Origin of the sequence: Dysgonomonas sp. GY75, assembly GCF_015234155.1 — a bacterium.
In the GTDB taxonomy this organism is placed as follows: Bacteria; Bacteroidota; Bacteroidia; order Bacteroidales; family Dysgonomonadaceae; genus Dysgonomonas; species Dysgonomonas gadei.
The window spans coordinates 1-25,451 of the sequence record NZ_JADCLQ010000003.1 but is presented as its reverse complement, the minus strand read 5'-3'; the positions used below and the strand labels follow the sequence as shown (position 1 = coordinate 25,451).

Genomic DNA, 25,451 nt, shown 5'->3' with positions numbered 1-25,451 from the left:
GGTGTGAGGCCTGAACTTGTATTTATATATGGAAAATAATATATCGCGCGCGCATGTGCCCGCAATCATAATGGTGTGGCTTATATAGGTACATGTGTTTTTTACACTCCCCGGGATAAGGAATGTAAAGTATATTATAAAATGAAGAAATAAAGGTAAGGTGTTAAGTGTGGTTAGAAATTCTCTCTCTCTCTCTCTCTCTCTCTCTCTCTCTCTCTCTCTCTCTCTCTCTCTCTCTCTCTAGCAAAATAAGGCTAACCTCCAAATTTTCAACAGAAAAAATGAGGTTCTTTTTTGCAAAAAAATCCATGAAAAGCAGTCTTAACCACATGTCGTATGTACTATTGTCTTTATTGTCTTTCTCTAAAAATTGCCATGTCCTTAATAGAACAGTCCAAAATTAACAATTATTTTTTATAAACAAAGTAAATCATTAAGATATTTTACTTTTAATATGGTTCGGCTCATTAGCGGGTATCGTATATAACGGTTTGTAATTTAAATATTTAATGATTTATATCTGATACCTAAGATATTTAAATGTTAAAGATTCACCTAGATAAACACAATTTTAAGAGCGGCTGTATTGTTTCGGTTTCATCCCCATATGTTCATTAAAAACTCTCGAAAAATGGCTTAGATTGGTGAATTCCAGTCGGTAACCGACATCAGATGCAGATAATTTTTCTTCTTTTAACAAACGGAAATATCTGATAAGTGGCGCAAACCATCAAAAATATTATTTTTCATTCCTTTCTAAAATATTCTTTCCCCTCACTCGTCTCCATTAATAGAGAGCTCTTTATTAAAAAACAGATTATAAAATAAAAAACAAATAAAATTATGATGACAAGAGGTTTTGGAATGGGATTCTTCGGAAGAAACCCTTTCGACAACGAATCAAGAAAAAAGTTTAAAGAAGAATGGTCTAAAATGACCGATAGTGAAAAACTTGAGTTTATGAACAAACGTATGGAGTGCCTCGACAAGCATGAAGACCACTTTTCGGTGGAGGCGATAGATGCCCGCTGCGAAAAATGGATGAGCATGTCGGCTGAAGAAAAACAGGTATTCGTTGACGAAAAGAAAAAAGCGTTCGAAAGCAGGATGCATGGAATGCACGGAGGCTTTGGTTTCGGACATTAAAAGAAGAAGCAACAAAAAAGCCTGACTAAGCATTTAGTCAGGCTTTCGTTAGTTATATATAATCAAGCTGTGAGGCTTCTGTGTTCTCTGTGCAATGCCTGCAACTCACTGGACATCACCTCCAGTTCTTCCAGCAATATATCCATATCTTCGCGGGAGATATTGCGGTACGAATCTTCAAATCGCTTTCTTGCCATATGAATTTCATTAATCAGTTCTTCGTGGCGGTTCATGGTGGTATTTTTTAAGTGTTGTTAATTTAGTTTTTATAGCTGAAATAAACAATATTTCCTCATATTGCTATGCAAAGATAGCAATTATTGCAATCTGTACATTACAATATGGTGATTTTTTGAATATGTTTTTTAGCATGTTTTTCGCAATTATTTGATATATAGCCGTTTATTGTTTCTGGATAATTAAAAAGTTTTATTTCAGATAATTCACCATTTTAGGTTATGCGATAGGATAGGGGAGCTTATCTGCCGAGCCATTAAATGTTTGCCACAGAATACAATATTCACTATAAATAAAATCCTTCGCTGATATTATATCTTCCTTTTCCCGGTACTTTTTACTTTGATCGCTTTACCTGAAACCAAATCCTTTCCTCCTTGCAGAAAGAGGTCGCCGCACGTCACTAAACCGGCGCTGTATATATGAGATAACCTATTCTTTTCTATCTTTACAACAAAAAACAAACAAGGCTTCAGTTTTTGGGATTAATATAATCAATTAACAGGGGCTATTAATTGCTGAATAAAAGATGGAACTCCGGACAGTAAACGTCACACGATATATCACCCCCTTGCGTGAAGGTGGTTCATTGCCCGCTTTGGCCGAGGCCGATGATGGATTCAAGTATGTAGTCAAATTCCGCGGCTCGGGGCATGGCACAAAGATGCTTGTGAGTGAACTCATAGGCGGACTGGTTGCACAGGCTCTCGGGTTCCGTGTGCCTGAGATGGTATTTATCTATCTCGACGAGGCTTTTGGCCGCAGCGAGGGCGATGAAGAAATACAAGACCTGCTGAAGGGCAGCCAGGGGCTGAATATGGGATTGCACTTCCTTTCCGGAGCATTGACATTCGACCCGGTAGTAACACGCATAGACGACACTACCGCATCGCAGATACTATGGATGGATGCCTTACTTACCAATGTAGACCGCACCGCCCGCAATACCAATATGCTGATGTGGCACAAGGAGCTGTGGCTGATAGACCACGGTGCATCACTCTACTTTCATCATTCGTGGACAGGGTGGGAAAAATATGCACTGAGCCCTTTCACTCAGGCCAAAGACCATGTATTGTTACCCTATGCCAGTCGTCTTGACGAAGCAGATGCAGCGTTTAAGAAAGTACTTACACCGGAGAAGGTGGCCGAAATAGTAAGCGTATTGCCCGATGATTGGCTGCACTGGGGAGGAAGTGACGAGTCGCCACGGGATATACGGCAGGTGTATAACGATTTCCTGAATGAGAGAATAAAGAATTCAGCAATATTTATAAAAGAAGCACAGCATGCAAGGGAAGCACTTATATGAATACGCCGTCATCCGTGTTGTACCTAGGGTGGAGCGCGAAGAATTTATAAATGTGGGCATTATTATGTACAGCAAGCGGGAGAAATTCCTGAAAGCCCGCTATTATGTAGATGAAAACAAACTTCGCCTGTTCACATCGGAACTGGATACGGACTCGATACAGGAGAACCTGAAGGCATTTGACAAAATATGCGCTGCCGCCGGGGACGGAGGCTATGTGGCTTCGCTGGATATAACAGAGCGCTACCGCTGGCTGACGGCCGTGCGGAGTACATCTATACAGACATCGCGCTCCAACAGGGGCTTTTCGGATGATTTGGACAAGACGTTCGAAAAGTTGTTTACAGAGTTGGTGATGTAGCAGCCAGCGTTCTCAAGCAGCGTCTAAATCTCCCGTATCACCCTGCACGGATTGCCTACGGCGAGTACATTGGACGGAATATCTTTTGATACTATGCTTCCCGCGCCTATCACCGTGTTGTCGCCGATAGTAACTCCGGGGAGGATATGCACGCCCGCACCTATCCATACATTATCGCCGATGGTAACAGGATAAGCATATTCAAGCCCGCTGATGCGCTGCTCCACATCGAAGGGATGTCCGGCAGTATAGATACCTACGCCGGGGGCTATGAATACATTGCTGCCGATGGTGACCTTTGCCCCGTCGAGGACTACGAAATTCATGTTGGCAAAGAAGTTTTCACCTATCTTGATATTGTAGCCGTAATCGCAAAAGAAAGGAGGTTCGAATATGAAGTTCTCGCCTGTTTTGCCGAGAAGGCTTTTCAGCATTTGCTTTTTTTCGGTTTGCATGCCCGGGCGCAAGAGGTTGTAATCGTAAAGTATTTCTTTAGCTTTTTCTCTTGCCTGTAAAAGATCTTTATCGTTGTTGGCATCGTAAAGAAGGCCTGCGGCTGCTTTTTCTTTTTCTGTCATAAGTGTCGGTTATAGTTACAAATCCAAATATAAGGCATTTTCTCCTTATTTAAGGAATCCTGCAACTTCTGAAGTGTTAAATAGTAAAAGTGCCGACAACCACCGTTATCCGCACTTTATTTATATATAAATTCTAGACCAATCAGGCGTTTAAGAGCTTCTCGATATCGAATTTTTTCATTTGCATAAATGCATCCGTTACCCGTCCTGCTCTTAGCGGGTCTTTCATCAGGTCGGTGAGAATAGCGGGAACTATCTGCCACGAAAGGCCATATTTGTCTTTCAGCCAGCCACAGTAGCTTTCTTCACCGCCATCGGCAATAAGGGTGTCCCAGTAATAGTTTATTTCTTCCTGTGTATCGCAATATACCTGAAACGAAACCGACTCGCTGAAGCGGAACTCAGGCCCGCCATTGAGAGCTGTGAACGCCTGTCCGTTGATTTCAAATTCTACGGTAAGCACCGTACCTTCTGGCTGGTTGTGTATCTCAAACCCTTCCTTGCCGTAGTAAGTAATGTCGTTTATCTTCGAATTACTGAATACGGATACATAAAAACGGGCGGCTTCTTCGGCTTTGCCATCGAACCACAGACAGGGGATTATCTGATATTTCATGATTGTTGTTTTTTTTGTATGGCTACCGATTTGTTTGATTAATGTTCTATTATTTTCTACATTTTTTCTACGCGCAATCAAAGATTGCTTGTGTTCCTTTTGTCCAAAGCCGCAAAAGGAACCAAAAACGCTTTAGCGCCCGCTTCAAAGGCCGACCCGTAACGGACAAAAAGACGAAACGAAAAAACTCGCTCTGAATAGAGCATAATACGAATCGGTCGATAAGCTCAAACACGTTTTCGTTTTTTTTCGCCTTTTAATCCTACGGGTACCCCGTCCATGAAGCATACGGCGCAGGGCTGGCGCATTTTTAATTTATCAAAGGGCTTCGCCTCATTCGTGCGTCAGCGGACGCGCATTAGTTCCGCAGGCGGGGTACCCAATCCGTAAAGCGGAGGTGTAGAGCAAAATACGGTAGTTGCTATAACCAACTGATAATCCGGCTAAAGGTGATTCCGTATTATTTTGCTCCACCGAAGCTGCGGTTTTGGGTCGCCGAGGAATGGAGCGCTAGCCTTTTGGTTCGTTTTGGGCAATGCCAAAATGAACATTCAGAGAAAATAATAGAACTTTTCAATTAAATTATATGCTGCGCCCTTGCATAACAATTTATTTCTCGTTCAATTCCACATAATATTTGAACCTGTCGAGGATGGCCTGCCACCCGGCACGTTGCATATCTGCCGGATTCAGGGTTTCGGTGTCGAATGTCTCTGTGATCAGGGTATTATTATCCACATTGGTGAATAATATCTTTACCCTGCGTCCGTCGGCCATTGTATATATTATCTTTTCGTTTGGCACGATCTCATCGTACCGTCCTTCAAAGTCGAAACCTGCGCTGCGGTCTTTGGCTTCCATACGCCACCTGAACCACCCGCCCTGCTGAAGATCGTTGACGGCGGTAGGTGTATGCCAGTCGTCAGACGCACAGTTCCAGTTGATTATGTGTTCAGGGTCTGTCCAGTATTCCCACACGATATGGGGCGACAGGTTGACCTGAACTTTTACGGTGATTTCTTTCTTTTCGTGTTCCATCCTGTTGTTTTTTGAGGGGTTACTTCTCTGAGTGCAGTCCGAAGATATTCCCTTCGGTATCTACAGCAAGCGTAATAAAGCCATATTCCCCTATCGGGAATTTTGGTTGGTGTATCTGCCCTCCTGCAGCTACTACCCGGCTCTCTTCCACAGAGCAATCGTCGCACCCGAAATACACTACCGTGCTGTTGCCTCCGGCTTTCACGTCTTTCATCCATACCAGCGCTCCGGAAGCATTGGGGGCATCCATATCGTCTGCCATGGGAAACATTGCCATGTTGTAGTCCGTTGCGCCTTCCATCGGCATATCGGTCAATTCCTTAGCCAGTACTGTTTCATAAAATTTGCGGGCACGGGCCATATCGTCTACATAGATTTCAAACCATACTACGGGATTCGTCTTTGTTGCCATACTGATCTTGTTTTTTATTGGTAATTAAATTATTTTGATAGAAAATTCCTGAGGGATGTTCCTAATATTTCCTCCCAGCCTGCCACATAGTTTTCGCGGGAGAAGTCAGCCCCGGCATCGGCAAAGTTTTCCACACCTGTGTGCGTAAGGGTGACTTTAGTACCGTTGTCAACAGGCTGTAAATCCCATGTGACTACCGATTCGCCATTGCTCTGTGAGGGATGCGTCCATGTGTGGCTGAATCTTTTTTGCGGAACAATTTCTTTTATCACGCAACGGTGATGATAGATAACATCTTCGAAGGATACAGTAAAATTAAATTCGGCACCTTCTCTGAGTTCAAAGTCTTCGATGGTGAAATACCATTCTTCCATCTGGTTTTTATCGGTGATCGCGTTCCATACCTTCGATAAAGGCACCGGATAAATTTCTTCTGTTATTATGGGGATATTATGCATGAAACAGTGTTTTAAATTGATACTGATATATTTCTTTAAACAGAAAAGTGAATATCTGTGTTCATTCGAAAGAGTTAATATGTAGTTAGTTATTGTTGGTAAAATATAAAATGCCGGGGTTGGCATAATAAACTGCGTCAGCCGGATTCTTTTTAGCTAACGTATGAAGCGGGACATTTGGTGCCCGGCTATTGTAGTATATTTTTTTAATGCGAATCAGTAGTTTCGCTTAAACGTTCATTTTGGCATTGCCCAAAACGAACCAAAAGGCTATCGCCCCGTTTGATTCTACGCCGCCTGCAACGGATTGGGTACCCCGCCTGCGTCACTAATGCGCAAGGGCTGGCGCACGCGGGGCTAAAGCCTGAAAAATCTCTGTCTTGTCGCCGCATCGCGATTCCGGCCTCATTCCGCAGGCGGGGTACCCAATCCGTAAAGCGGAGGTGTAGGGCAAAATAGGGTAACTGCTATACACAGCTGATAATCCGGCTAGAGATGATTCCGTATTATTTTGCCCCACCGGAGCTGCGGTTTTGGGTCGCCGGAGGGATGCAGCCTTGATTTTTTGTTTCGTTTTGCATCAAGGCAAAATGAAAAACAAGACGGCAGGCGCGTTAGAAAAAAATAGAACAATTTTATACTACAATAATTATTTTAACTACTGATTGGTATTTTTACTTAATTGTTATAGGATATCTACCTGATTATTGAGGGTTTAACTTTACTCTATCACAAATACCACCGTGCCTTCCACGGGGAAGGTATCATAGATAAATTTGGCATGCGAAGTAGCATTACGCACACACATATGCGACCGTGGAGTAGTTCCCAGCGAAGCGCTGTATTCTATAAAATCTTTGCGGGGAGCATTCACCGGCACGCCGTGCAGGTATCCGCCATTGGTAAACCGGCTGGCGTAAGGAGCAAAGCCGCCTGTTTCGGTAGTGCCGTCGACAAGGAAAAACATCTTATATTTCTTCTCCTGTATGACGAACATCCCCAATGGAGTTTCCTGCTGATGGGGCGGTTTGTGCAATCCGGTAGTCACAGGATTCATGCTTCTTATCATCCACTTGTCACCCTCCTTTTGCAGCGTGACCACATTCTCATTTATGCGATCTACAAATATGGCACTGCGGAAGGCTATACTATCAGCTATTTCTTTCACATACTTACGGGGAATCAGCCATTCGCCGGGAAAGTATACGGTCTCTATTTTTTCAAACTTTGTGCTGTCTGTTCCTTTTATCAGTTTCACCAGCGAACCGTCCCTGCCGTAACGCTCGGGAACTACGGTGTCCTGAAGAGAATATAAGGGTACCGACTGGTAACGTTCTACATCGTAATTGTCGGATATACGTTTATATACGTTGCGGTGATATTCTTTTACCAGCGGGGCTTCCCCGTTGTTGTTCCTGTAATTTTGCAGAATGCCCCACGACGAATGCTCTATCTGCATGGAATCAATGGTTTTCAGCCCAGCTTTGATCTTCTCCCATTGAAACCGCCTTGTGGTATCTTTGTAGGGGTAAGTATCTTCGAGCGTGTACTTATCGTAGAGAAGTTCCTTTTCTACGGTGACTGTATCTGTTTTCTTTGTCTCATCTTTATCCTTTACAGCCACCGTATCTTGCGAGGGGGGATCTGTGGGTTGGGGATCAACATTTTTCTGCCTACACGAATTTAATATAAGAATAGTGATAACTAGGAGAGTCGTAGTTATTTTAGCCATAAACTTTTGTTTTTGTATTTATTGTGAATATCCGTTTATCCCTAAGAATACGAATGATTTCCTTCTTGTTGCTATTTTTACAATTATTTCTTCTTTATAAAAATATTAACTTTTTATTATAAAAACAAAGAAGACGCTTTATTGTTTCCCATATTTACAAAATAAGCCCGTTCTGCCGGCTTATTTAAAAAGGTTGAGATTGTATAAGTTCTTTTTTTATAAAAATGGCGGTGATATCAACCGGTAATTAAAATTTAGCATTATTCGAAAGTTTTCTATGCTTTAAACATACAGATAAAGAGATATTTACCTGTATTGTTTCCTAAAAATACCAAAAGTGAAAGAAGGATAGCTGTTATGCATGAAATAATTGAAGAATTTCGTATATTTACAGAAGTATTCTACTCCTTATTTCTATAAATATCAGCATTATGAATAAACAAAGCATTACATTTCTGTTCTTGATGTTGTTTGCTTTACAAATGGCATATTCGCAAGTACCGGCAGTGAGGGGACAGATAACTTCGACAGAAGACAAAAGGGTACTACCGGCTGTTATGATATCTAATACATCGCGACAAATAAAGAGTGTCTCGGATAGCAAAGGAAATTATACAATACGCGCCGGGATGGGCGATACACTCCGTTTCTCACTGATAGGATTTAAAATCAAACAGATAGTTGTAAGCAGTCCTGTGTGCGATATTGCCCTCGATACGGACAAACACGTTATGGGTAAGGGGACTCCCGGATCTGTTTATTCCCTTATAGAGAAACGGGAAGACAATATCTATCTGGTAGACGACAATGTGATCTCAAAAGATTCGTTGCTCAGGATAGATCCTTCTACAATAGAATCTATCAGCATACTCAAAGACGGTGATATGCACCCCATCAATAAGCCTGTGACCATAAGCATCAAGTTGAAACCCATTTACGAAGCCATCGTTATGGAATCCGGCTATGAAACATTCCTGGTCACTCAGCGGCCGAAAAATTTCTATACGGAATCGTCACTGAAGACTAAAAATGTATTCCTTGTGAATGAATGGAATTACCGCTGCGACAATCCCATGCTATACAGCCCGCTGATCTATGAAGCAAAAATAGATTACAATCCACAGAACGAATACGGGCTGGATGTGGAATACCGCTTGTACATGTTTTTCAGGTATATGGATAAAAAATACAGGCTGGGACTCGAAAACTGGTAAGTTTTGTGAAAATTTGCGACAAAATCCGTTCACAAATCAAATTATTCCTGTCTTTTTGATTGGGGTTAATGCCTTTATACTATTTTTGCGCTTAATCCGTTTCCTTAATAAAATAAAGAGAGCAAGTATATATAATGCCGGCATTAATCAAAAAACGAAACCGCTTATCAAGAGCCTGGTGTATAATTATATTGGTATTTTTGGTACTCGTGTCCCAATACGGATTTTCACAGACCGACAGTACCTATATCGGTTTCTTTGAGCAGCCTCTCTCGGTGCGTACCTACTTCATGGATAAGTTTACCGTGCTTTCGCATCAGCAGGGCGACCACGACGATGAAACCTCTTACCGCTCCAATGCTCCTTTTGGCATCGGCTTTGGCTTTTCGTACAAAAATGTCTCGCTGAGCGGTGCCTATGGCTTCGATTTCATGCGTGACAAAAAGCGGGGGAAGACCCGCTCGTTCGACTTTCAGTATCATCATTACGGGCGGAAGTTTGTTTACGATATATTTTTCCAGAACTATAAAGGCTTATATACCGAACCCGAAAACGATAGATATGAATTGTATCCCGATATAAAGCTGAAGCAATACGGAGTATATGGGCAGTACGTCTTCAACGGCAATAGATTTTCCTATCCGGCAGCCTTCAATCAGAGCGAAAAGCAATTGAAATCGGCCGGGAGTTTCCTGCTTGGAGGTGCAGTGTACTTCAACGAAGCCCGCGCCGATAGTTCTCTGGTGTTTGATGGTGGTCACAAACTAAAAAATTATCAGGTGGGTGTAAATGGAGGTTATGCCTATACGTGGGTTGCCAACAAGCGAATATATGTTTCGTTGTCTCTTTCGGTGGCGGCAAATGTAGGTTTTGAAAATATAGACGGAAGAAAAAATAAGGTGAAAGTATATCCATCCTTTTTTCCCCGCTTCTCGATGGGATACAACCACGATACGTGGTCGGTAGGAGCATCGGTGGTCAACAACCGGGTGTATATTCTCTATACTGCTCCTTCGAAAATGGCATTCGATGCGGGGGCGATCCAGTTCTCGGTTATCAAGCGATTTGGAAAAGCGCCTAAGTTCCTCGAAAACCAGAAGATAATAGATAAATATAACGAATACAGGTTTTGGTAGGAGGGAAGTTTTTTAAGATTTGAAGAAGAATATTTTTTAATTGTTAAATCTTACATATTTTGCTAAATTTGTATCGCTTATATATGCCCATTTTACCTAAAAAACAATATTGATATGAAACAAGCAAAACTACTGAGTTTATTTTTATTCGTCTTTATGTCTCTGAATATTATCACTTCCTGCAGCGATAGTGATGACAAAAGAGAGATCAGGGAGTTTCAACTTACCGTTGCATCCGTAAAGCGATTGATGTTTATCTCAGATCATTACAGCCCTTACTTCGTAAAATATGAAGGAGAAAATGAATGGAAACCTTTTCCTTATATCACTAATTTTACACTTACGGAAGGATATGAATATGTGATAAGAGTAAGGAGCGAAAGGGTTGTCTTTGAAGATATGGAAGGAGGCTCGCCCTACAAAATCACGTTATTGGAAGAAATATCGAAGACACAGAAAGTTTCTGAAAATATACCTCCGCAAAGAGGCTATATTGTAATTGGTTCAAAAAAACCGGTGATGAAAACAATCCATACTACATGCGGGAATTAGGAAAGGGCTATTGGGTTAAATTTCCCGGTATTCTCGAAGGCTTCGATTATGAAGAGGGATATGAATATATAGTGGAACTCGATTATCAGTTTAACGGCTCTACGGATATTAATAAATATCTATTCAGTTTTGTGAAAATACAGCGTAAGGATAAGACCGATTCTGTAAACTTACCGTCGTAGAAAAAGATTTATGAAATAAAAAAGGCAGGAATAATGGTATCCCTGCCTTTTTTGTATCTGTAAATGATCAATTCCTAAATTCTATCAGTTTCTTCTCCGGCGATTCTCCTGCATTTTCTTCTGATGCTCATCAAATTTCTTTTGCTGGTCTTCGGTCAGTACAGCCTTGATGGCGGCAGTACGTTCTTCCAGGTTCTTCTGGAATTGAGCCCTTAGCTTTTCCCTGTCGGTTTCTTTGCTATCGTCGGCTAGCGGCTGGGCAAATTTCAGGTTTATTTCATATACTTTCTTTTGCTGGTCTTCTGTCAGGCTGAGTTCCTTTACCAGTGTTTCAGTTTGTCTTTTGGCTCTTTCTTCAGGTGTGGAACGTTGTCTCTGTTGGGCGAATACTCCACTTGTAGCGAACAATGCAATTGTAAGAAACAATACTAACTTCTTCATAAGATTATAAAAATTAAGTTATACATACTGTCTATTATGACTATCGAAACCTGAAAAAGTAAATTCGTAAAGTCGTCTTTTTTTGTTAAATAATCATAAAACAAAAAAGTATACACCCAATACAGCACCTACAATAAGAATGGATGCGATAACAGAGGCATACATAGTATCGGTGGAAATCTTAAATACACTCCTTATCCTTTCCTGGCTGATGGTCCACAGTGTGCCGCTAAAAAACAAGCTGCCGATAAGGAATGTGGGGTCGTAGGCAATGAAGAACATCCAGAGCAGCCCCATGAGTGCAAAGCTCAGGTAGATGGATAGCAATATCCATCCCGCCGTCTTTTTCATCCAGAAGAGTATGGCTGCCAGTGGCGTGATGATGACAGGAAACAGGAATATAACTACGCTGAAATCCCATCTCGAATCCTGAAACAGTCCTGTAATCAGGTCGAACTGGGTAATAATCTGCAACAGGCCAATAGCAAGGAATATAATAGCAATGGTATTAATCAGTCTGGGCGATTTACGGGCATCGTCTTCGTTGTCCTGTATAGGGTTTATGTAATCCATAATACCGGAGCCTTTTTCTTTCAGCGTATTCTTTATCTCCTCCCTATGTTCCTTTTTTAAGGCGAGTTCCTGCCGTTCAGCTTCCAGTTCGGCTATAGCCCTGTTTTTATCATCGGGGGTAAGATCGCGGGCATCGAGTTCGTCCCGGGCGGTCTTCACTGCTTCGGGACGGTAGTTTTCGGGGTTCTCTATAATCCGCAGCAGGGCGGTTACAGAATATGTTTTATATACTTCAGATAACTGGCTCATATTTCGTCATTGTTTACACGGTAAAGATAAGATATTTATGCGAATCCGTAGCTTTAAAGGCCAGACGGAAATAAACGCTGAAAATATTGTGTAGTAGAAATCACCCTATAAAATCACATATTTGCAAACTGATGCTAACGCTTTTTACCTATCTTTGAAAATAATAGTTGTTAGAAAAGGATTAGACAATATCATAAAAAAACAATATGAAGATAATATCCGTCAAAGAGACTCCCGGATATAAGGATAAAGCGATAGATTATATCAGTAGCAAATGGTCGGCCTCCCGTATCATTTATGACGATTGCATTTCCCATTGTCTTACATCTCCGAGCCCTGTTCCCCAATGGTATCTGCTGGAAAAAGAAAATAAAATAATAGGATGTGCAGGACTGGTAACAAACGATTTTATCAGCCGTATGGATCTATATCCCTGGGTATGTGCTGTATTTATTGAAGAAAAGCACCGGGGAAATGCATATGGTTCCCTCTTGCTGGAGCAAGCAAAAGAAGACACCCGTAAAGCGGGTTTCCACAGCCTTTATCTTTGCACGGACCATATCGGTTTATACGAAAAATATGGATTCCGGTATATCGGGCAAGGTTATCATCCATGGAACGAGGAATCGAGGATTTATGAGTTTACGGGTCTCTGAATTAAAAATACTTTATTCAGGAATTTCTTCCTTGTTCCCTTCTCTATCCTCCATATGACGGGCATCACAAAACGGCTTGTTCCGCGATTTACCGCAACGGCAAAGAGTCATCCTGTTGCGTGCGGCGTATGGGCGTCCGTTGGCATCTTCTACACTGATGCCTCCTTTCAGCCATATAGGCCCGTGTGTTTCGGCTACCGTATCTTCGAGGATACTTATTTCCTGAGCAAGTTCGGGTTCTATCCTTTTCCCGTCTTTGGTTACGGCAGTGAGGCGTCCACTGGGGCAATTGCAACATTGCCGGATAACAGTCTCTATGGTTTCTTCATCGTCGCCTTCTTGCACCAAATCCCATGTGGTACCGTTGGTGTCACAGAAACGGGCTACTGCACAGAGGTTCTGTGCATCTAGCATATCTATACGTTTACCTTCCGTAAACAGAGCTGTTTGCTCATACGGGCGGTGAGTGGCGGTTTCTTTTCCATAAAATCCCTGCAAATGTGAGCCATCACAGTAGGGCTTATTATTCGATCTCCCGCACCGGCACAAATGATAGGTTTGCTGCAATGGGAACGTTCTGATATGCTCATAACCTGTCGATGCTCCGTTTTCATTGTATAGATAGCCCAATTGGTCGAGTGGCACATTTCCCGTCACTTCGTAAGGGCCATTTTCCAGCACTTTTACTTTTTTCGGATCTTGTGTGTTCATAGCTTTGTTCTTTTAAGATCTGAAGCCGTCCCTGATTTTATTTCTTCCGTTTCATATTGTCATATCCAGAGCTTCCCTGTTTCCTTTTTTCGAGGACTTTCCCTTATTATTTAAGATGACAGAGAAAAGATTTATATCATAATGACAGCAAAACTTCGATAATTTCTTAGTTGTATTCAATCTTAACAAACTGCTACATGATAAGTTTACGGATTTACCGCGAAAAATAAAAAAAAAGTCCGCAACATCACATCGCAGACTTTCCTAAACCTTAACACAAACTTTACAAAACTACACGCCGTTATAACTGCAAACGGACGTATTATGTTCACGGGAATTTGATATTTAACATTATTATTAGATATTTTAAGAATTCTGTTATCTGAAAAGGCTTTTGACGAGTAAAAGTATATTTGTTTTTTATGGTTTTATGGCTTTTTTTTATTTTAGCACTATTTCTATAATAGAATCTGTTTCATCTAATCCTCCGGCGAATGAAAAAGTCACATCCCCTGTCTTTTTATCTTTCTCCCATTCGGGTTGTGCAGAGACATTTATCCATTTTGCCGATTTTATGTCCGGTATATTCAGCGTAATGGATTTTGTGTCCTTATCCAGTATATGGATATAGTATGTTTTATCCTTTTTGGTCACTGCGCCCCATGTCTGAGGTTTTACAAAGCCCTGCTCTGTGCCGTATATCGTATATCCGTACTTATCCATCCATTTGCCCATCTCCTGCAGGCGTTGCACACATTCGGGCTGTATCTGCCCGTCAGGCATAGGCCCTACGTTCAGCAGGAGGTTAGCACCCGTTCCGGCAGTGCGTATCAGCAGATGTAGAAGCTCTTTTGCTGATTTGAAATTGTCGTCGGTGATGTTGAAGCCCCATGCGCCGTTTATTGTTTCACAGGTTTCGAGTGGAAGGCGTGAAACTTCCTGTCCGCTATATCCCGATTTGTTCTCACCCGGCACATCACGTTCAAAGATTTGATAGTCCTCTCCCGCAAATGGCGGCAGATGGTGGTTATTGGCTACCAGACATCCCGGACGAAGGGTATGGATGAGTTTGTATATCTCGGGATAGTGCCAGTCTACATGTGTGGTGTGGTCGGTACGATTTTCATCTTCGGTCTGATCCCAGTGTCCGTCGAACCATATGCCGGCAATCTCATAGTTGGTAAGTAATTCGGTCAGCTGGGCTTTCATAAAGTTGATATACGACAGCCAGTCGCTTTTTCCGGTACGTCCTGCGGCCTTTCCCGTGCGCCCGGTTTCATACTGGTAATCGGTACGCATCCAGTCGAGAAGGGAATAATACAATACCAGCTTCATATCCTGTTTTTGGCATTCGTCCGACAATTGTTTTACAAGATCCTTCCCGTAAGGTGTGTTCATTATGTTCCAGTCCGACTGTTTCGTGTCCCAGTTGCTGAAGCCATCGTGATGGCGGGAGGTGAATGTGATATATTTCATCCCTGCATCTTTAGCTATCCTGACCCATTCTTTGGCATCGAAGGCTTGCGGATTGAACAGTGTTTGCAGGCGCATATAGTCTTTCCCTTTTACGGGGCGGGTGTTCATTACCCATTCTCCGGCTCCCAGTACACTATATGGGCCAAAGTGTACGAACATGCCGAAACGGGCGTCTTCGAACCATTTGGTATCGGTTTTTTGTACTGTTTCCTGACTATTCATGCGGGGAACTATAAACGAAATAAGCAATAAGCTGAATAATACTTTTTTCATGGTCGGCTTTATTAAAAGTTAACAGGTATAAAGGTAAGGAAAAGAGGGGAGAAGAATTAAGAGCCTGTTTAAATTTTACCAAAATATTTTATTATAGATTCTTTTTCGTTCATTTTTAGTCTCTTTTTGGCTATTTTTTCATTCTCTCAGTTCAAATAGCCCGCTATTATCACTTCGAGGAAGAAAAAACTATCTCAAAAATAGTTCTAAAAATTTAAACGAATAAAATTTAAACAGGCTCTAAGAAATTAAATAAAAAACAGTGTGGTATACTTCATACGCAAGTTACGTTTGACTAAACCAGCCTAACATCGGCAAACAAAGACCTGTTTTTCCGATTTATTTCTGCATTTTTTTCAGACTCATTTATCTATACTGTAAAAACAGCTATGGATGCAATAATGATAAGCGTCACTCTGACTTTAACCGCAATTACCTCTCTTTACTGGGGTGAAGTTCTTTCTATCCGTCTGCCCGAAATAGACAAAAGATTCGACCGTAAGCCTTTCAATTGTCGTCCTTGTTTTACTTTCCATATTTCGTGGCTATTAGCTTTATTGTCAGGGATTATATTAGGATGCGCATACCTTGTGTTTATTGGCGTATTTATATCATTCGCACTGTTTTTTATTACAAAATTTATTGACAATAAAAAGATAACAAAATGAGTGAAATGAACCTAAAATCAGAAGTAGAGCAGCTTTTAGCTGAAATAGAGAGAACCCACAGGTACTCGATGAGTAAGATATATAACCTTGCGAATAGAGTATTTAATAAAAATGAAATACCTCAGTCGTGTGCCAGCTGCCTAATACGAAAGACTCGTGAATTAAGGAGTTGGCTCAATATGCAGGAAAGTGAAACGGAAGTACCGAAACCAGCGGTAGAAACTCAGGCAAAGAAGAGAAAAAGTAAGAAAACAGGGGAGGGAAAAGTATAAAATACGGCAATTTACACTCCTTTTCCTATTACTCACATTAAATACAAAAACATATGACAACAGTAAATTCTATGACGCGACAAAAAAGAACAAAACAACAACTATATACTGACCCCGAAATGTTACTTTCCAAGGCATTTGAATACTTTACATGGTGTGAAGAAAATCCGTGGCTGAAGAAAGAACTGATGCGCTCGGGCGAAAAGAAAGGTGAATTCATAGAGACACCTATACCGAGGCCATTCACTCTCGCAGGCATGTGCGTATACTGCGGCATCAGCGAATCTGCATTTATGCGGTACGGCAAGGATGAAGAGATGCGTGATGCAGCAGCCCATATTTTGGGTATAATCCGCCAGACCTATCTCGAAGGCGCTATATTGGGAGAATATAACGCTACATTTGTGGCGAATCTGCTCGAAGATTTATATTAGAATAATTAAGAATTAAGAATTAAGAATGATGCAAGCTACTCGTATTCTTCATTCTTAATTATTCATTCTTAATTACCTAAATACTCTGTTTATTATATTCAGCACCGGACCTGTCATAAACGTAGTCACCAGTGCCATTATCACCATCATGGCAAATATTTCGGCATTGAGCACACCCAGATCGTAACCGATATTGAGTACCACCAGTTCCATCAGTCCGCGTGTATTCATCAATGTACCTATGGTGAGGCTGTCCTTCCAGCTTTGCCCTACATACTTGGCGGCTACCGCACTGCCTACGAATTTGCCGAATACGGCCACAAGGATTATCACTCCGGTTACTATCCACAGATAAGAGTCGTTGAGCAATCCGATTTCGGTACGCAGCCCCGTGATAACGAAGAATAACGGCAACAGGAGTACCAGGGCCACATCTTCTATCTTGTCTATAAACATGCTTCTGAAACGTGGATTGCTAGGCATGATAACACCTGCCATAAATGCGCCGAACAGGGCATGGATACCGATTATTTCAGTGACAAACGAAGAACAGAGCAATACTAGGAAAAATATGGCAATGGCCGATTGTTTAAAGCCCTTTTCTGTCTTTAAGGATTCTGCCGTTTTCTTGAGGAAGGGACGTACAATCTTTATCATAAACGCCACATAAGCTACAGCCAACAGGATGGTATAAATGGAACTGACAAACGAACCAGCCTTGACAATGGCAATCACAGCTGCCAGCAGACACCATGCAGTGATATCGTCGGCCGCGGCACAGGTGATAACAATTGCCCCCAGTTTGGTCTTGTGTATCCCGCGTTCCTGAATGATGCGTGCCAGCACCGGAAATGCGGTTATACTCATCGAAATACCCAGAAACAGACCGAATGACATGAATGAAATGCCATCAGGAGCGAATGATGAATATATGAAATAGGCAAGCGCTATGCCTGCCGCAAAAGGGATTATAATACTGGCATGACTGATGACTACAGCTTCGTGAGCCTTGGTCTTCAACACTTTCAGATTGAGTTCCATACCTACGATAAACATAAACAGGATAAGGCCTATCTGGCTCAGCACCTGTAGATTGGCAAGTGACTTCACAGGGAATATAAATTCGGACACCTCCGGCAGGTATAGCCCTAATAATGAAGGTCCGAGTACGATTCCCGCAATTATTTCACCTACTACCACGGGTTGTCCTATCTTATTGAAGAGCCATCCGAATATACGTGCAAAAACGATAATGATAGTTATTTGAAGCAACAGAATACCGGCAGGATGTTGGATATTAGACACAAACGAGTCTAAGAATTCCTGAAATGAACTTCCCGCAGCCGCATTTTCTATAACGTGACGTCCGGCTTCAAGGCCTTTTCCTTGGGTGATAATCCAGTAAACGAGAAAAGAAAACCCTCCGATAATGAGGATGTAGAAAAATACTGTCCTGAACTTTTTCACAATTTCCATAGTTGTGTGCGTGTTTTTATTATTAGTGATTTTTCATGTGGAAAAAGAAGTGAAGATTCGACCTGTAAGCTTTACGTATTTTTCCGCATATGTTTTATAACAGTTAAATAATGAATGGTGTTTAACTGAAACTGTTAAAAAAAATCGGTTACAGAGAACAAAAGTAAAGAAATAAATATATCAAAGACATTCTTAAACCAAATATTTCGTGTATTTAACTAAGAATATATCGGCCTTTTTATTGCCTTTGGTTCTTGTTTCCATTCCGTTTTAACAGAAAAATCCCTTTAAATCCAATATACAAATAATAATACCGGTCCTGTAGCGTTCTAATACAGACAGGAAAAACCTAAATAAGTATTATGAAAAACGTGTCCCTATACTGTTTTCTGACTATTATTCTATTTTTCCCATCCTGCGTTTTTCACAGGAATTATAAGTTTAGCCGGCTCGATTCGCTGCAATCGCTCAATGGGATATATGAAAACAGGGATAATATTATAACCCGGTCACTGAATATGAGAGACGAAAAGGATGTGGACCTTGTCAGGTTCGAATTTACCGATTCGCAGACGCTGAATGTGTCATGCCTTGTCGATTCGGGCTTCGGGGTCAACAGGACTTTTAAAGGTAAGTTCAAGCCGGAGAAGGGCTATTTTGAAATCGTTTTTGACAAGAAATGGTTATGTCTTCTAATATTTTACCATCATTCGAGCGATAAGGTCAGGATAGGACGGGACACTTTCGGGAAGCTGTTTCTAAACAAAGAGGTAGCCTATAGGCAACACACACTCATCGTTTTCGGAGAAGCATACGAATATGACTATGGCGAAAGCCTCGACAAAGTGGAAGGAATCGTTCTGCGTCCCGCCCTCCGCTTCGAAAAATGGGGATATGCAGACCCCGAAGGTAATATTGTAATACGTCCCGTTTATGATTTTGCACGGCGGTTTGAGGGAAACATAGCCTGTGTGCTCAAAGACAAAAAGTGGGGATTGATAGACAAGGCCGGAAACGAAATACTGCCTCCGGCATATAGCGAAATAGAAGGATTCGGCAGGCTGGAGATCGCACGGGCTTACCGCAACAAAAAAACGGGCTTTATCAACCGGGCAGGAAAGGAAGTCGTACCTGTAATGTATGATAAAATAGACGATGTATATACCGGCGACAGTATTACCACGACCATGCTAAATGGAAAGTACGGATTTGTAAGCTATAGCGGGGTCATTGTACCTCCTGTTTTCGACCATGCCATGCGTAGGGACGACGTCACCGGGCACAACAAGGCGATGAAACGAATTTTACCGGGGTATGTGGGTACAGCCGAGGTGGACAGAGTGCGGTATGCAGTAGACGGAGACGGCTATACTTACAGGATGACAGGCCGATCGGAGGTAGAACCTGCATCGCGAAAGCACTGGACAGAATTGCCTGTGCCGCAGGGACAGCAAAATATACACAGGCTTTTTCCTGTCCCAGATAAGCAATAATCCACAACTTTTATTTATCTTAATTGCCAATTAGCCGACACTATGAAAAACAAGAGTTACGCACTATTTTTTCTTCTGCTTATTCTCATACTTGCATCCTGCGCGTCGCATAGGAAATACACATTTAGCACACTGGATTCGTTACATTCGCTCAACGGGACATATGTGAACCGTGCTGGCTATATAACGCAGGCATTCAACATACGCGAAAATTATATTGACTTGGTCAGGCTCGAATTTGCTGCATCTGATACACTAAACGTATATTGTCTTACCGATACGGGCTATGTACATTTTGTTTCGCGCAAAGGGACGCTGAATAAAAAGAAGAATTACTTTGAGATCGTTTTCGAAAAAAACAGAGCCATATTCCTGCTGATGAATGGTATATCGAACGATAAGGTCAGGATAGGAGTAGATTCGTCAGGTAAATTATTCTTAAACAAACGATACGATAGTTTCGGCAATTTTTTCATCCTGATGGGCGGCTATGATTATGACTTTGGAGAAAGTATGGAGATGTTGAGCGATACTGTACTCCGTCCTGTCTGCAAAGACGGCAAATGGGGATATGCCCGTGCGGACGGTAGTATAGAGATAGAGCCGCAATATGACTTTGTGAGGCTGTTTGATGGCAATGTAGCCCGGGTGCAGGTAGATAAAAAATGGGGCTTGATAAATAGGGCAGGCGAGGAGGTCGCTCCTGCGATATATACAAATATAAGGGACTTTGAAGGTCAAAAGACCACCCGTGCCTATCGCGACGAAAAAGAAGGTTTTATAGGCCGTGACGGAAAGGAAGCCGTGCCCGTGATATATGACAGAATAGATTATATGAGTAGCGGGGACAGTATAGGAAAAAGCCGTCTGGATGGCAGATACGGGTATGTGAACCGTACGGGCGTTATTGTACCGCCTGTATTTGATGCAGCCGAGTACATTGGTACTTATTATAATCTCAGCTATGTGAAGGATGTAAGGAAGACATTGCCCAATTATATAGGAGAAGTTGTAATACAGAAAAAGCGATATGCAATAGATGATAATGGATACATATACAATATTTCGGATAATATAATAGGTAAGGTCAGGATCTTACTGGATTCGAAAAGGCACTGGAGCGAAATATATGTACCTAAGGGTAAAGATGAGGAACAAATGGATATACACCGTATCGTGCCTGCCACAGGGCAATAATATTTGCAGGGTCTTTGTCTCATATCCTTCCGGGTCGAAGGTGCTCAATATATTGAATGATATCTATATTTATTGTATTCAATAATTTCTAATCTACTTCTAATCTACCTCTAATATTTATTTAATCCATATCTAAAAGACTTCTAATCTTAGAGAATTAATTTTGTAGCGAAATTGATCATGTGGAGATGAAATAATATTTACTCATATTTACCCGTTCTTTCAGCCCATATAATTTATAACAGAAAAGCCGGGAGTAATTTATCTAAGATAGTTGAAAACAATTTTCAGTTGTCCACGGTTTAATATTTATCTGTAAATCGGAATTAACGATTTAAACAGGACGGAGACAATATATCTGCATGACATTTTTTAGATTGTTTTTTTAGACTCACAATAATATTACACATAAACATTTATACAAAATTATGGATAAAATAAATGGCCTAAATGTTAAATACATTATCAATAAACATGCTTTCCTCATTGCCGTATGTTTATTTAGCGGAATTTACCAAGCGAAATCCCAGGTTACTATAGGCAGCGGAAGCCCTCCCGCAGAAGGCGTATTGCTACAGCTAAAGGAAAATGATAACACCGGAGCTAATGCAACAAAAGGCATGATGTTGCCTCGCATGTACCTATCGGATAAAAACAATCTCTACCCGATGTTTGAAGACAAGAACAACAGTGGACTGCCAAGCTCCGATTATGCCAGTATTCAGGATAAACAGCAACAGGACGAGTTGCATATCGGATTATATGTATACAATCTCAATCCGTGCAATCCGTTCGGGAGAGGGACTTATGTATGGAATGGGCAAGAATGGATACCATTGGGCAAGACCTTTATCGAAGGTTATTCGACATTGATGGCTTTACCCGATACACTGCACATCCCCAGCGGTATGGATAGCAGATCGTGGACTGCTCAAACTATGAGTTTCGAGTATCTTTCCCAGACATCCCCGACTTGGGGAAATCTGGTTTCCAGTCCTTCGTACAATGGATTGGAATTTGCAGATCAGTCCACTCAGATACTGCCTGATAATCCGGCGTCGTGGTCAGCCAGCCCTGCGGTCTTTTCTATTCAACCCGACAAAATGACATCATCGCTGGTTACGAAACTGAAGCCGTGGCATACGAGGCAGTCTTCGGTTACATTGTCTTTCGATCAGGCTCCCTGTGGCGGCGTCATAACCAAAAATGTTCTTTTAAATCAAACGAATTACGCTATTTCAGGAAGAATCCCCACCAGTAATAATAATACCACAGATGAAGAAGACATTCTGAATATGATCACAATCAGAAATACAAATCTGAATGGAACAGTGAAAGTGTTGTCTAATGTACGCTGGCAGGCTATTGTAGAGCCTTTGGGTGGAAATGTATCCGAAGTACTTGGCAATTATACTCAAACTCCACAGGGAATAAATCTGAGTGACGGGAATTACGGCCCGGAAACATTTTTTACTTACAATGGAGCCTCCGGTGCTCCCGGTAGCCGTTTCAAATATGTAAAAGTTAATCTCAGAGATGTGAACAACCGGGCGTCTGACTTCGAAATAACTATTATGCAATGCGAAGGGAATGAAGACCTGACAAGTGTGACAGAGAACTCGACTCCGGCTCAGACCTCCGGTGCATCGTCTGACTGGGGAGATAAAGTTGTCCGTCATCTTGAAAAGCCGGGTATTTATGAAGAATTTTATTCAGCGGATTTCGGGCCGGCAGGCAGATGGATGGTAACAAACCTTGCGGCAGTGGATTATGATTCGAATGTTACTCCCAACGGATTTTCCAATATGACCGAAAGTCTGGCATCGACATTGACGGCGGGGCATTATGCTTATCCGGGAAACAGTTTACAGGCATATCTGGATAATACGTACCTCGGGTTGCTTTACAATTTTGCAGGGGCAACAGCCGGACAAAAGACAGGACTGAATGTGGATGAGCCTAACAATCCTTCCCAAGCTAAAGTTCAGGGAGTTTGCCCGAACGGATGGCATTTGCCCAGCGATTATGAATGGACTCAACTCGAAAATGAAATAATCTCTAACACTACAAAATATGCCCATGTATCTAAAAATATAATCGACGACGGCGGAAGTCTGGTACCTCCATCTGCTTCGGGAGGGAATTACAGAGGCAAACATGCTCCCGCCATGACTAATGCATGCGAAATATATCAGGGCAACGTAAAAGGTACATCGAAGAGTATCGCTGAAGGCGGGTTTGGAGCTTATTTTGCCGGAGAGATAGTGAATGCAGCGCCAAACGATTTCGGAGAAACCGCAGCTTACTGGAGCAGTAGCTTATATAACATGGACCAGGCATATTACCGGGTAATGTCTACCGGTATAGGGGATGCGGGAGTGGCAGCATTTGCAAATAGCCAGACTAATTATATGTCTGTGCGTTGTAAGAAAGGCTGAACGTTTTAATTATGTGAATAAGCCAAAGTACCGAAAGCGTGGAATAAAACCGTAATAAAATTTTTCACCGTTTTGCACCTTATTATAGTTTTAGCAATGCGTCCGGCTTTGGCTTGTTCTGTTTTGGTAGAATTGACCGCTTTTACTGACCATCACTGGGATATACTTTAAAAGTAAAGTGCCCTTATTGGTCATATTTTATCGTTTATTGAATAGCAATTTTTAGAGGACATAAAAGGTTTGTGTTAAGTTTGCACGTCAAACAAAAGAATACGTTAACATTTTAAATTCTAAAAAGCATGCAATCTTCTACTACACTAACCAGTAATAATCGCATAGAAATAGCAGATGTATTACGTGGTTTTGCAGTAATGGGAATTACCCTTATCCATTTCATCGAACGGTTCAGTCTTAATAGCTTTCCGGAAGAAACCAGCAACTTTCTGATATTTACCGACAGAGTGATCTGGGACAGTATATTTTTTACCTTTTCGGGTAAAGCCTATTGTATTTTCGCATTGCTTTTCGGATTCAGTTTTTTTATTCAGGACAATTCACAAAAAGAAAAAGGGAAAGACTTTCGCGGACGGTTTGCATGGCGGCTGGTATTACTTTTTTTTATAGCCTGCATCAATTCTACTTTATTTCCCGGTGAAATATTAGTGCTTTATGCATTGCTTGGTTATGTAATGATAGCGGTCTGCCGTCTTTCTACCCGTACTATTGCGGTGATAGCAGTTATCCTTTTACTGCAACCTCTTGAATGGGGACAAATAATTTATGCAGTCATCAATCCCGGATATGTAATTAACGCAGAATTTGATGGTCCGTACTGGGAGATAGTGAATACGGTACAGAAAGAAGGCTCTTTCCTCGAAATGTGCAAAACTGCAATCTGGACAGGAAATATTGCGAATATGGGTTGGATGCTATTGCATGGAAGGGTTACCCAGACAGCCGCGTTATTTATGATAGGTATGCTGATCGGGCGTAGCAATGTGTTCATCTATTCGGAAAAAAACATGAAGTTATGGGCTAAAGTATTCATTGCAGTCACTCTGGCCTTTTTCCCCATATATGGTTTGATAGCTGTACTTCCCGACTTTATAGACAGGGAAGCACTACTCGTTCCTTCTATCCTTATACTCAAATCACTTTCTAATATCGCATTTACAGGAATACTGTTTGCCGGGGTAATCCTTATATATTACCTGACAAGGTTTAAACATGTTCTTCACCAATTAGCTCCTTACGGACGCATGAGCCTGACAAATTACCTATCGCAGTCTTTGATAGGAGGATTCCTGTTCTATAACTGGGGACTCGGGCTTTACCGGCATACAGGCATCACAGCCTGTTTCTTAATGGGTATCGGGATGTTTCTTATTCAGTTCTTCTTCTGCCGCTGGTGGCTTCGTTCACATCGCCAGGGGCCATTGGAATGGTTATGGAAAAAGGCGACCTGGATTAAAATAGGAAAAGGATAATATTCCGTATTACTTCGTTTAGTACATAACCGTCAGGCTATTGATTTATAGTCTGACGGTTATTTTAATTGATGGATATCTGATTCAACAAATAAATCAGAAGCGAATGTTAATTATTGAAACTACTATTCACCGGGGTTCTTTATTTAAATAATATTAATATCTTTGCACTCAGATTTTGGTGTCATGCTTCCGTATCCTCGGAAAAATGATGAAAAGGGAATCAGGTGTAAGTCCTGAACAGACCCGCTGCTGTAAGCTCTATTCAGTAAACAGTTAACAATGTTTCTGAAAAAAGTCTTCGAACAATACCAAATACCACTGATTGACAGTAATCAGTCATCAGTCAACCGTTATCAATCTTTTTGTTAACTGTTCACTGTTCACTCTTAAGAAACGCTATCGATAGGCACTAATCTAAAACCATACTTAGCGGCCTGTTTATCAACGTATTTAATTCTTCGTTCCTTGAAATAGTGATTATACTCGTCAAGAGGTAAAGGCGAAAACTCTTTTTTATCCCTGAGCATCCGGTAAAAAATAATTGCCAGCTTGCGAGCAGTCGCTTTTATGGCTGTTGGTGCACCGCTTTTGGCCTTGATGCGCCTGTAAAATTCACCTAACCAGTTATTA

Annotated in this window: 28 protein-coding genes, 1 pseudogene and 1 riboswitch; of the genes and pseudogenes, 15 read left to right on the top strand and 14 right to left on the bottom strand. The window is 41.5% G+C overall.

What is annotated here, in order from left to right; all coding sequences use genetic code 11:
- Nucleotides 1-571 precede the first annotated feature (571 nt).
- Entirely contained in the window at nt 572-700 is a 129-nt protein-coding gene (locus IR083_RS01405) for a helix-turn-helix domain-containing protein (RefSeq protein ID WP_242052327.1), read from the bottom strand.
- Nucleotides 701-843: 143 nt separating this feature from the next.
- Between IR083_RS01405 and IR083_RS01400 the strand changes: the two genes are divergently transcribed.
- Nucleotides 844-1,146 (top strand): hypothetical protein, encoded by a 303-nt coding sequence (locus tag IR083_RS01400; protein ID WP_006798030.1) that lies wholly within the window; start codon nt 844-846, stop codon nt 1,144-1,146.
- 62 nt (nt 1,147-1,208) lie between these two features.
- On the opposite strand, the gene IR083_RS01395 is transcribed toward IR083_RS01400, so the two are convergent.
- Nucleotides 1,209-1,379, bottom strand: coding sequence for a hypothetical protein (locus IR083_RS01395; protein WP_006798031.1), 171 nt, complete (start codon nt 1,377-1,379; stop codon nt 1,209-1,211).
- Nucleotides 1,380-1,912: 533 nt separating this feature from the next.
- Between IR083_RS01395 and IR083_RS01390 the strand changes: the two genes are divergently transcribed.
- Nucleotides 1,913-2,695, top strand: a complete 783-nt coding sequence (locus tag IR083_RS01390; RefSeq protein WP_194222959.1) for a HipA family kinase — start codon at nt 1,913-1,915, stop codon at nt 2,693-2,695.
- Nucleotides 2,673-3,056 carry a DUF3037 domain-containing protein gene (locus tag IR083_RS01385; protein WP_006798033.1) on the top strand — a complete coding sequence of 128 codons (384 nt, stop codon included), beginning with the start codon at nt 2,673-2,675 and terminating at the stop codon, nt 3,054-3,056. The genes IR083_RS01390 and IR083_RS01385 overlap by 23 nt, the downstream gene beginning before the upstream one ends.
- Before the next feature lie 23 nt (nt 3,057-3,079).
- Here IR083_RS01385 and IR083_RS01380 read toward each other — a convergent pair whose 3' ends face one another.
- From IR083_RS01380 to IR083_RS01355, 6 genes are all read right to left on the bottom strand, one after another.
- Nucleotides 3,080-3,634: a sugar O-acetyltransferase gene (locus IR083_RS01380; RefSeq protein ID WP_194222958.1), complete on the bottom strand. Its 555-nt coding sequence runs from the start codon at nt 3,632-3,634 to the stop codon at nt 3,080-3,082.
- Nucleotides 3,635-3,776: 142 nt separating this feature from the next.
- Nucleotides 3,777-4,250, bottom strand: a complete 474-nt coding sequence (locus IR083_RS01375) for a VOC family protein (protein WP_194222957.1) — start codon at nt 4,248-4,250, stop codon at nt 3,777-3,779.
- A 609-nt stretch (nt 4,251-4,859) separates the two neighbouring features.
- A complete protein-coding gene (locus IR083_RS01370) occupies nt 4,860-5,288 on the bottom strand; it encodes an SRPBCC domain-containing protein (RefSeq protein ID WP_194222956.1) in 429 nt (142 codons plus the stop codon).
- A 19-nt stretch (nt 5,289-5,307) separates the two neighbouring features.
- Nucleotides 5,308-5,700 (bottom strand): VOC family protein, encoded by a 393-nt coding sequence (locus IR083_RS01365; protein ID WP_006798037.1) that lies wholly within the window; start codon nt 5,698-5,700, stop codon nt 5,308-5,310.
- Nucleotides 5,701-5,729: 29 nt separating this feature from the next.
- A complete protein-coding gene (locus IR083_RS01360) occupies nt 5,730-6,158 on the bottom strand; it encodes an SRPBCC domain-containing protein (RefSeq protein ID WP_006798038.1) in 429 nt (142 codons plus the stop codon).
- A gap of 721 nt (nt 6,159-6,879) precedes the next feature.
- Nucleotides 6,880-7,890 (bottom strand): L,D-transpeptidase, encoded by a 1,011-nt coding sequence (locus IR083_RS01355; RefSeq protein WP_194222955.1) that lies wholly within the window; start codon nt 7,888-7,890, stop codon nt 6,880-6,882.
- Nucleotides 7,891-8,321: 431 nt separating this feature from the next.
- Here IR083_RS01355 and IR083_RS01350 point away from each other — a divergent pair, with 431 nt between their 5' ends.
- From IR083_RS01350 to IR083_RS01335, 4 genes are all read left to right on the top strand, one after another.
- On the top strand, nt 8,322-9,104 hold the full coding sequence (locus tag IR083_RS01350; RefSeq protein ID WP_194222954.1) for a DUF6146 family protein: 783 nt from the start codon (nt 8,322-8,324) through the stop codon (nt 9,102-9,104).
- A gap of 134 nt (nt 9,105-9,238) precedes the next feature.
- Nucleotides 9,239-10,240, top strand: a complete 1,002-nt coding sequence (locus IR083_RS01345) for a DUF4421 family protein (RefSeq protein ID WP_194222953.1) — start codon at nt 9,239-9,241, stop codon at nt 10,238-10,240.
- Between the two features lie 114 nt (nt 10,241-10,354).
- Nucleotides 10,355-10,792 carry a DUF4377 domain-containing protein gene (locus tag IR083_RS01340; protein WP_194222952.1) on the top strand — a complete coding sequence of 146 codons (438 nt, stop codon included), beginning with the start codon at nt 10,355-10,357 and terminating at the stop codon, nt 10,790-10,792.
- The gene (locus IR083_RS01335; RefSeq protein ID WP_194222951.1) at nt 10,780-10,974 is read left to right on the top strand and encodes a hypothetical protein; all 195 of its coding nucleotides are present in this window, start codon (nt 10,780-10,782) and stop codon (nt 10,972-10,974) included. Before IR083_RS01340 ends, IR083_RS01335 begins: the two co-directional genes overlap by 13 nt.
- Nucleotides 10,975-11,058: 84 nt before the next feature.
- Here IR083_RS01335 and IR083_RS01330 read toward each other — a convergent pair whose 3' ends face one another.
- Together IR083_RS01330 and IR083_RS01325 are read right to left on the bottom strand one after the other, a co-directional pair.
- Nucleotides 11,059-11,415, bottom strand: a complete 357-nt coding sequence (locus tag IR083_RS01330; RefSeq protein ID WP_006798042.1) for a DUF4890 domain-containing protein — start codon at nt 11,413-11,415, stop codon at nt 11,059-11,061.
- Between the two features lie 93 nt (nt 11,416-11,508).
- Complete coding sequence (locus IR083_RS01325; RefSeq protein ID WP_194222950.1) at nt 11,509-12,237, bottom strand: hypothetical protein; 729 nt, start codon at nt 12,235-12,237, stop codon at nt 11,509-11,511.
- Nucleotides 12,238-12,443: 206 nt separating this feature from the next.
- Between IR083_RS01325 and IR083_RS01320 the strand changes: the two genes are divergently transcribed.
- Nucleotides 12,444-12,893, top strand: coding sequence for a GNAT family N-acetyltransferase (locus IR083_RS01320; RefSeq protein ID WP_194222949.1), 450 nt, complete (start codon nt 12,444-12,446; stop codon nt 12,891-12,893).
- Nucleotides 12,894-12,905: 12 nt separating this feature from the next.
- On the opposite strand, the gene IR083_RS01315 is transcribed toward IR083_RS01320, so the two are convergent.
- Both IR083_RS01315 and IR083_RS01310 read right to left on the bottom strand, forming a co-directional pair.
- The gene (locus tag IR083_RS01315; RefSeq protein WP_006798045.1) at nt 12,906-13,604 is read right to left on the bottom strand and encodes a CDGSH iron-sulfur domain-containing protein; all 699 of its coding nucleotides are present in this window, start codon (nt 13,602-13,604) and stop codon (nt 12,906-12,908) included.
- Between the two features lie 441 nt (nt 13,605-14,045).
- Nucleotides 14,046-15,353: an alpha-L-fucosidase gene (locus IR083_RS01310; protein WP_006798046.1), complete on the bottom strand. Its 1,308-nt coding sequence runs from the start codon at nt 15,351-15,353 to the stop codon at nt 14,046-14,048.
- 389 nt (nt 15,354-15,742) lie between these two features.
- Here IR083_RS01310 and IR083_RS01305 point away from each other — a divergent pair, with 389 nt between their 5' ends.
- From IR083_RS01305 to IR083_RS01295, 3 genes are read left to right on the top strand one after another with little or no spacing between them, the layout of a single operon-like run.
- Entirely contained in the window at nt 15,743-16,021 is a 279-nt protein-coding gene (locus IR083_RS01305; RefSeq protein ID WP_006798047.1) for a hypothetical protein, read from the top strand.
- On the top strand, nt 16,018-16,293 hold the full coding sequence (locus tag IR083_RS01300) for a hypothetical protein (RefSeq protein ID WP_006798048.1): 276 nt from the start codon (nt 16,018-16,020) through the stop codon (nt 16,291-16,293). Before IR083_RS01305 ends, IR083_RS01300 begins: the two co-directional genes overlap by 4 nt.
- A 53-nt stretch (nt 16,294-16,346) precedes the next feature.
- Entirely contained in the window at nt 16,347-16,727 is a 381-nt protein-coding gene (locus IR083_RS01295) for a terminase small subunit (protein ID WP_006798049.1), read from the top strand.
- 72 nt (nt 16,728-16,799) lie between these two features.
- Here the strand turns inward: IR083_RS01295 and IR083_RS01290 are convergent, their stop codons facing one another.
- Nucleotides 16,800-18,203 carry a cation:proton antiporter gene (locus IR083_RS01290; RefSeq protein ID WP_194222948.1) on the bottom strand — a complete coding sequence of 468 codons (1,404 nt, stop codon included), beginning with the start codon at nt 18,201-18,203 and terminating at the stop codon, nt 16,800-16,802.
- Nucleotides 18,204-18,565: 362 nt separating this feature from the next.
- Here IR083_RS01290 and IR083_RS01285 point away from each other — a divergent pair, with 362 nt between their 5' ends.
- The 4 genes from IR083_RS01285 (at nt 18,566) to IR083_RS01270 (ending at nt 24,818) form a co-directional block, all read left to right on the top strand.
- Nucleotides 18,566-19,696: a WG repeat-containing protein gene (locus IR083_RS01285; RefSeq protein WP_194222947.1), complete on the top strand. Its 1,131-nt coding sequence runs from the start codon at nt 18,566-18,568 to the stop codon at nt 19,694-19,696.
- 42 nt (nt 19,697-19,738) lie between these two features.
- Nucleotides 19,739-20,893 (top strand): WG repeat-containing protein, encoded by a 1,155-nt coding sequence (locus tag IR083_RS01280; RefSeq protein ID WP_194222946.1) that lies wholly within the window; start codon nt 19,739-19,741, stop codon nt 20,891-20,893.
- Between the two features lie 428 nt (nt 20,894-21,321).
- A complete protein-coding gene (locus IR083_RS01275) occupies nt 21,322-23,331 on the top strand; it encodes a fibrobacter succinogenes major paralogous domain-containing protein (protein WP_194222945.1) in 2,010 nt (669 codons plus the stop codon).
- A 299-nt stretch (nt 23,332-23,630) separates the two neighbouring features.
- Nucleotides 23,631-24,818 carry a DUF418 domain-containing protein gene (locus tag IR083_RS01270; RefSeq protein ID WP_194222944.1) on the top strand — a complete coding sequence of 396 codons (1,188 nt, stop codon included), beginning with the start codon at nt 23,631-23,633 and terminating at the stop codon, nt 24,816-24,818.
- A 162-nt stretch (nt 24,819-24,980) separates the two neighbouring features.
- A riboswitch (cobalamin riboswitch) is annotated at nt 24,981-25,114 on the top strand.
- A gap of 93 nt (nt 25,115-25,207) precedes the next feature.
- Here IR083_RS01270 and IR083_RS01265 read toward each other — a convergent pair.
- Nucleotides 25,208-25,451 (bottom strand): annotated as a pseudogene (locus IR083_RS01265) (IS110 family transposase); the annotation flags it as partial.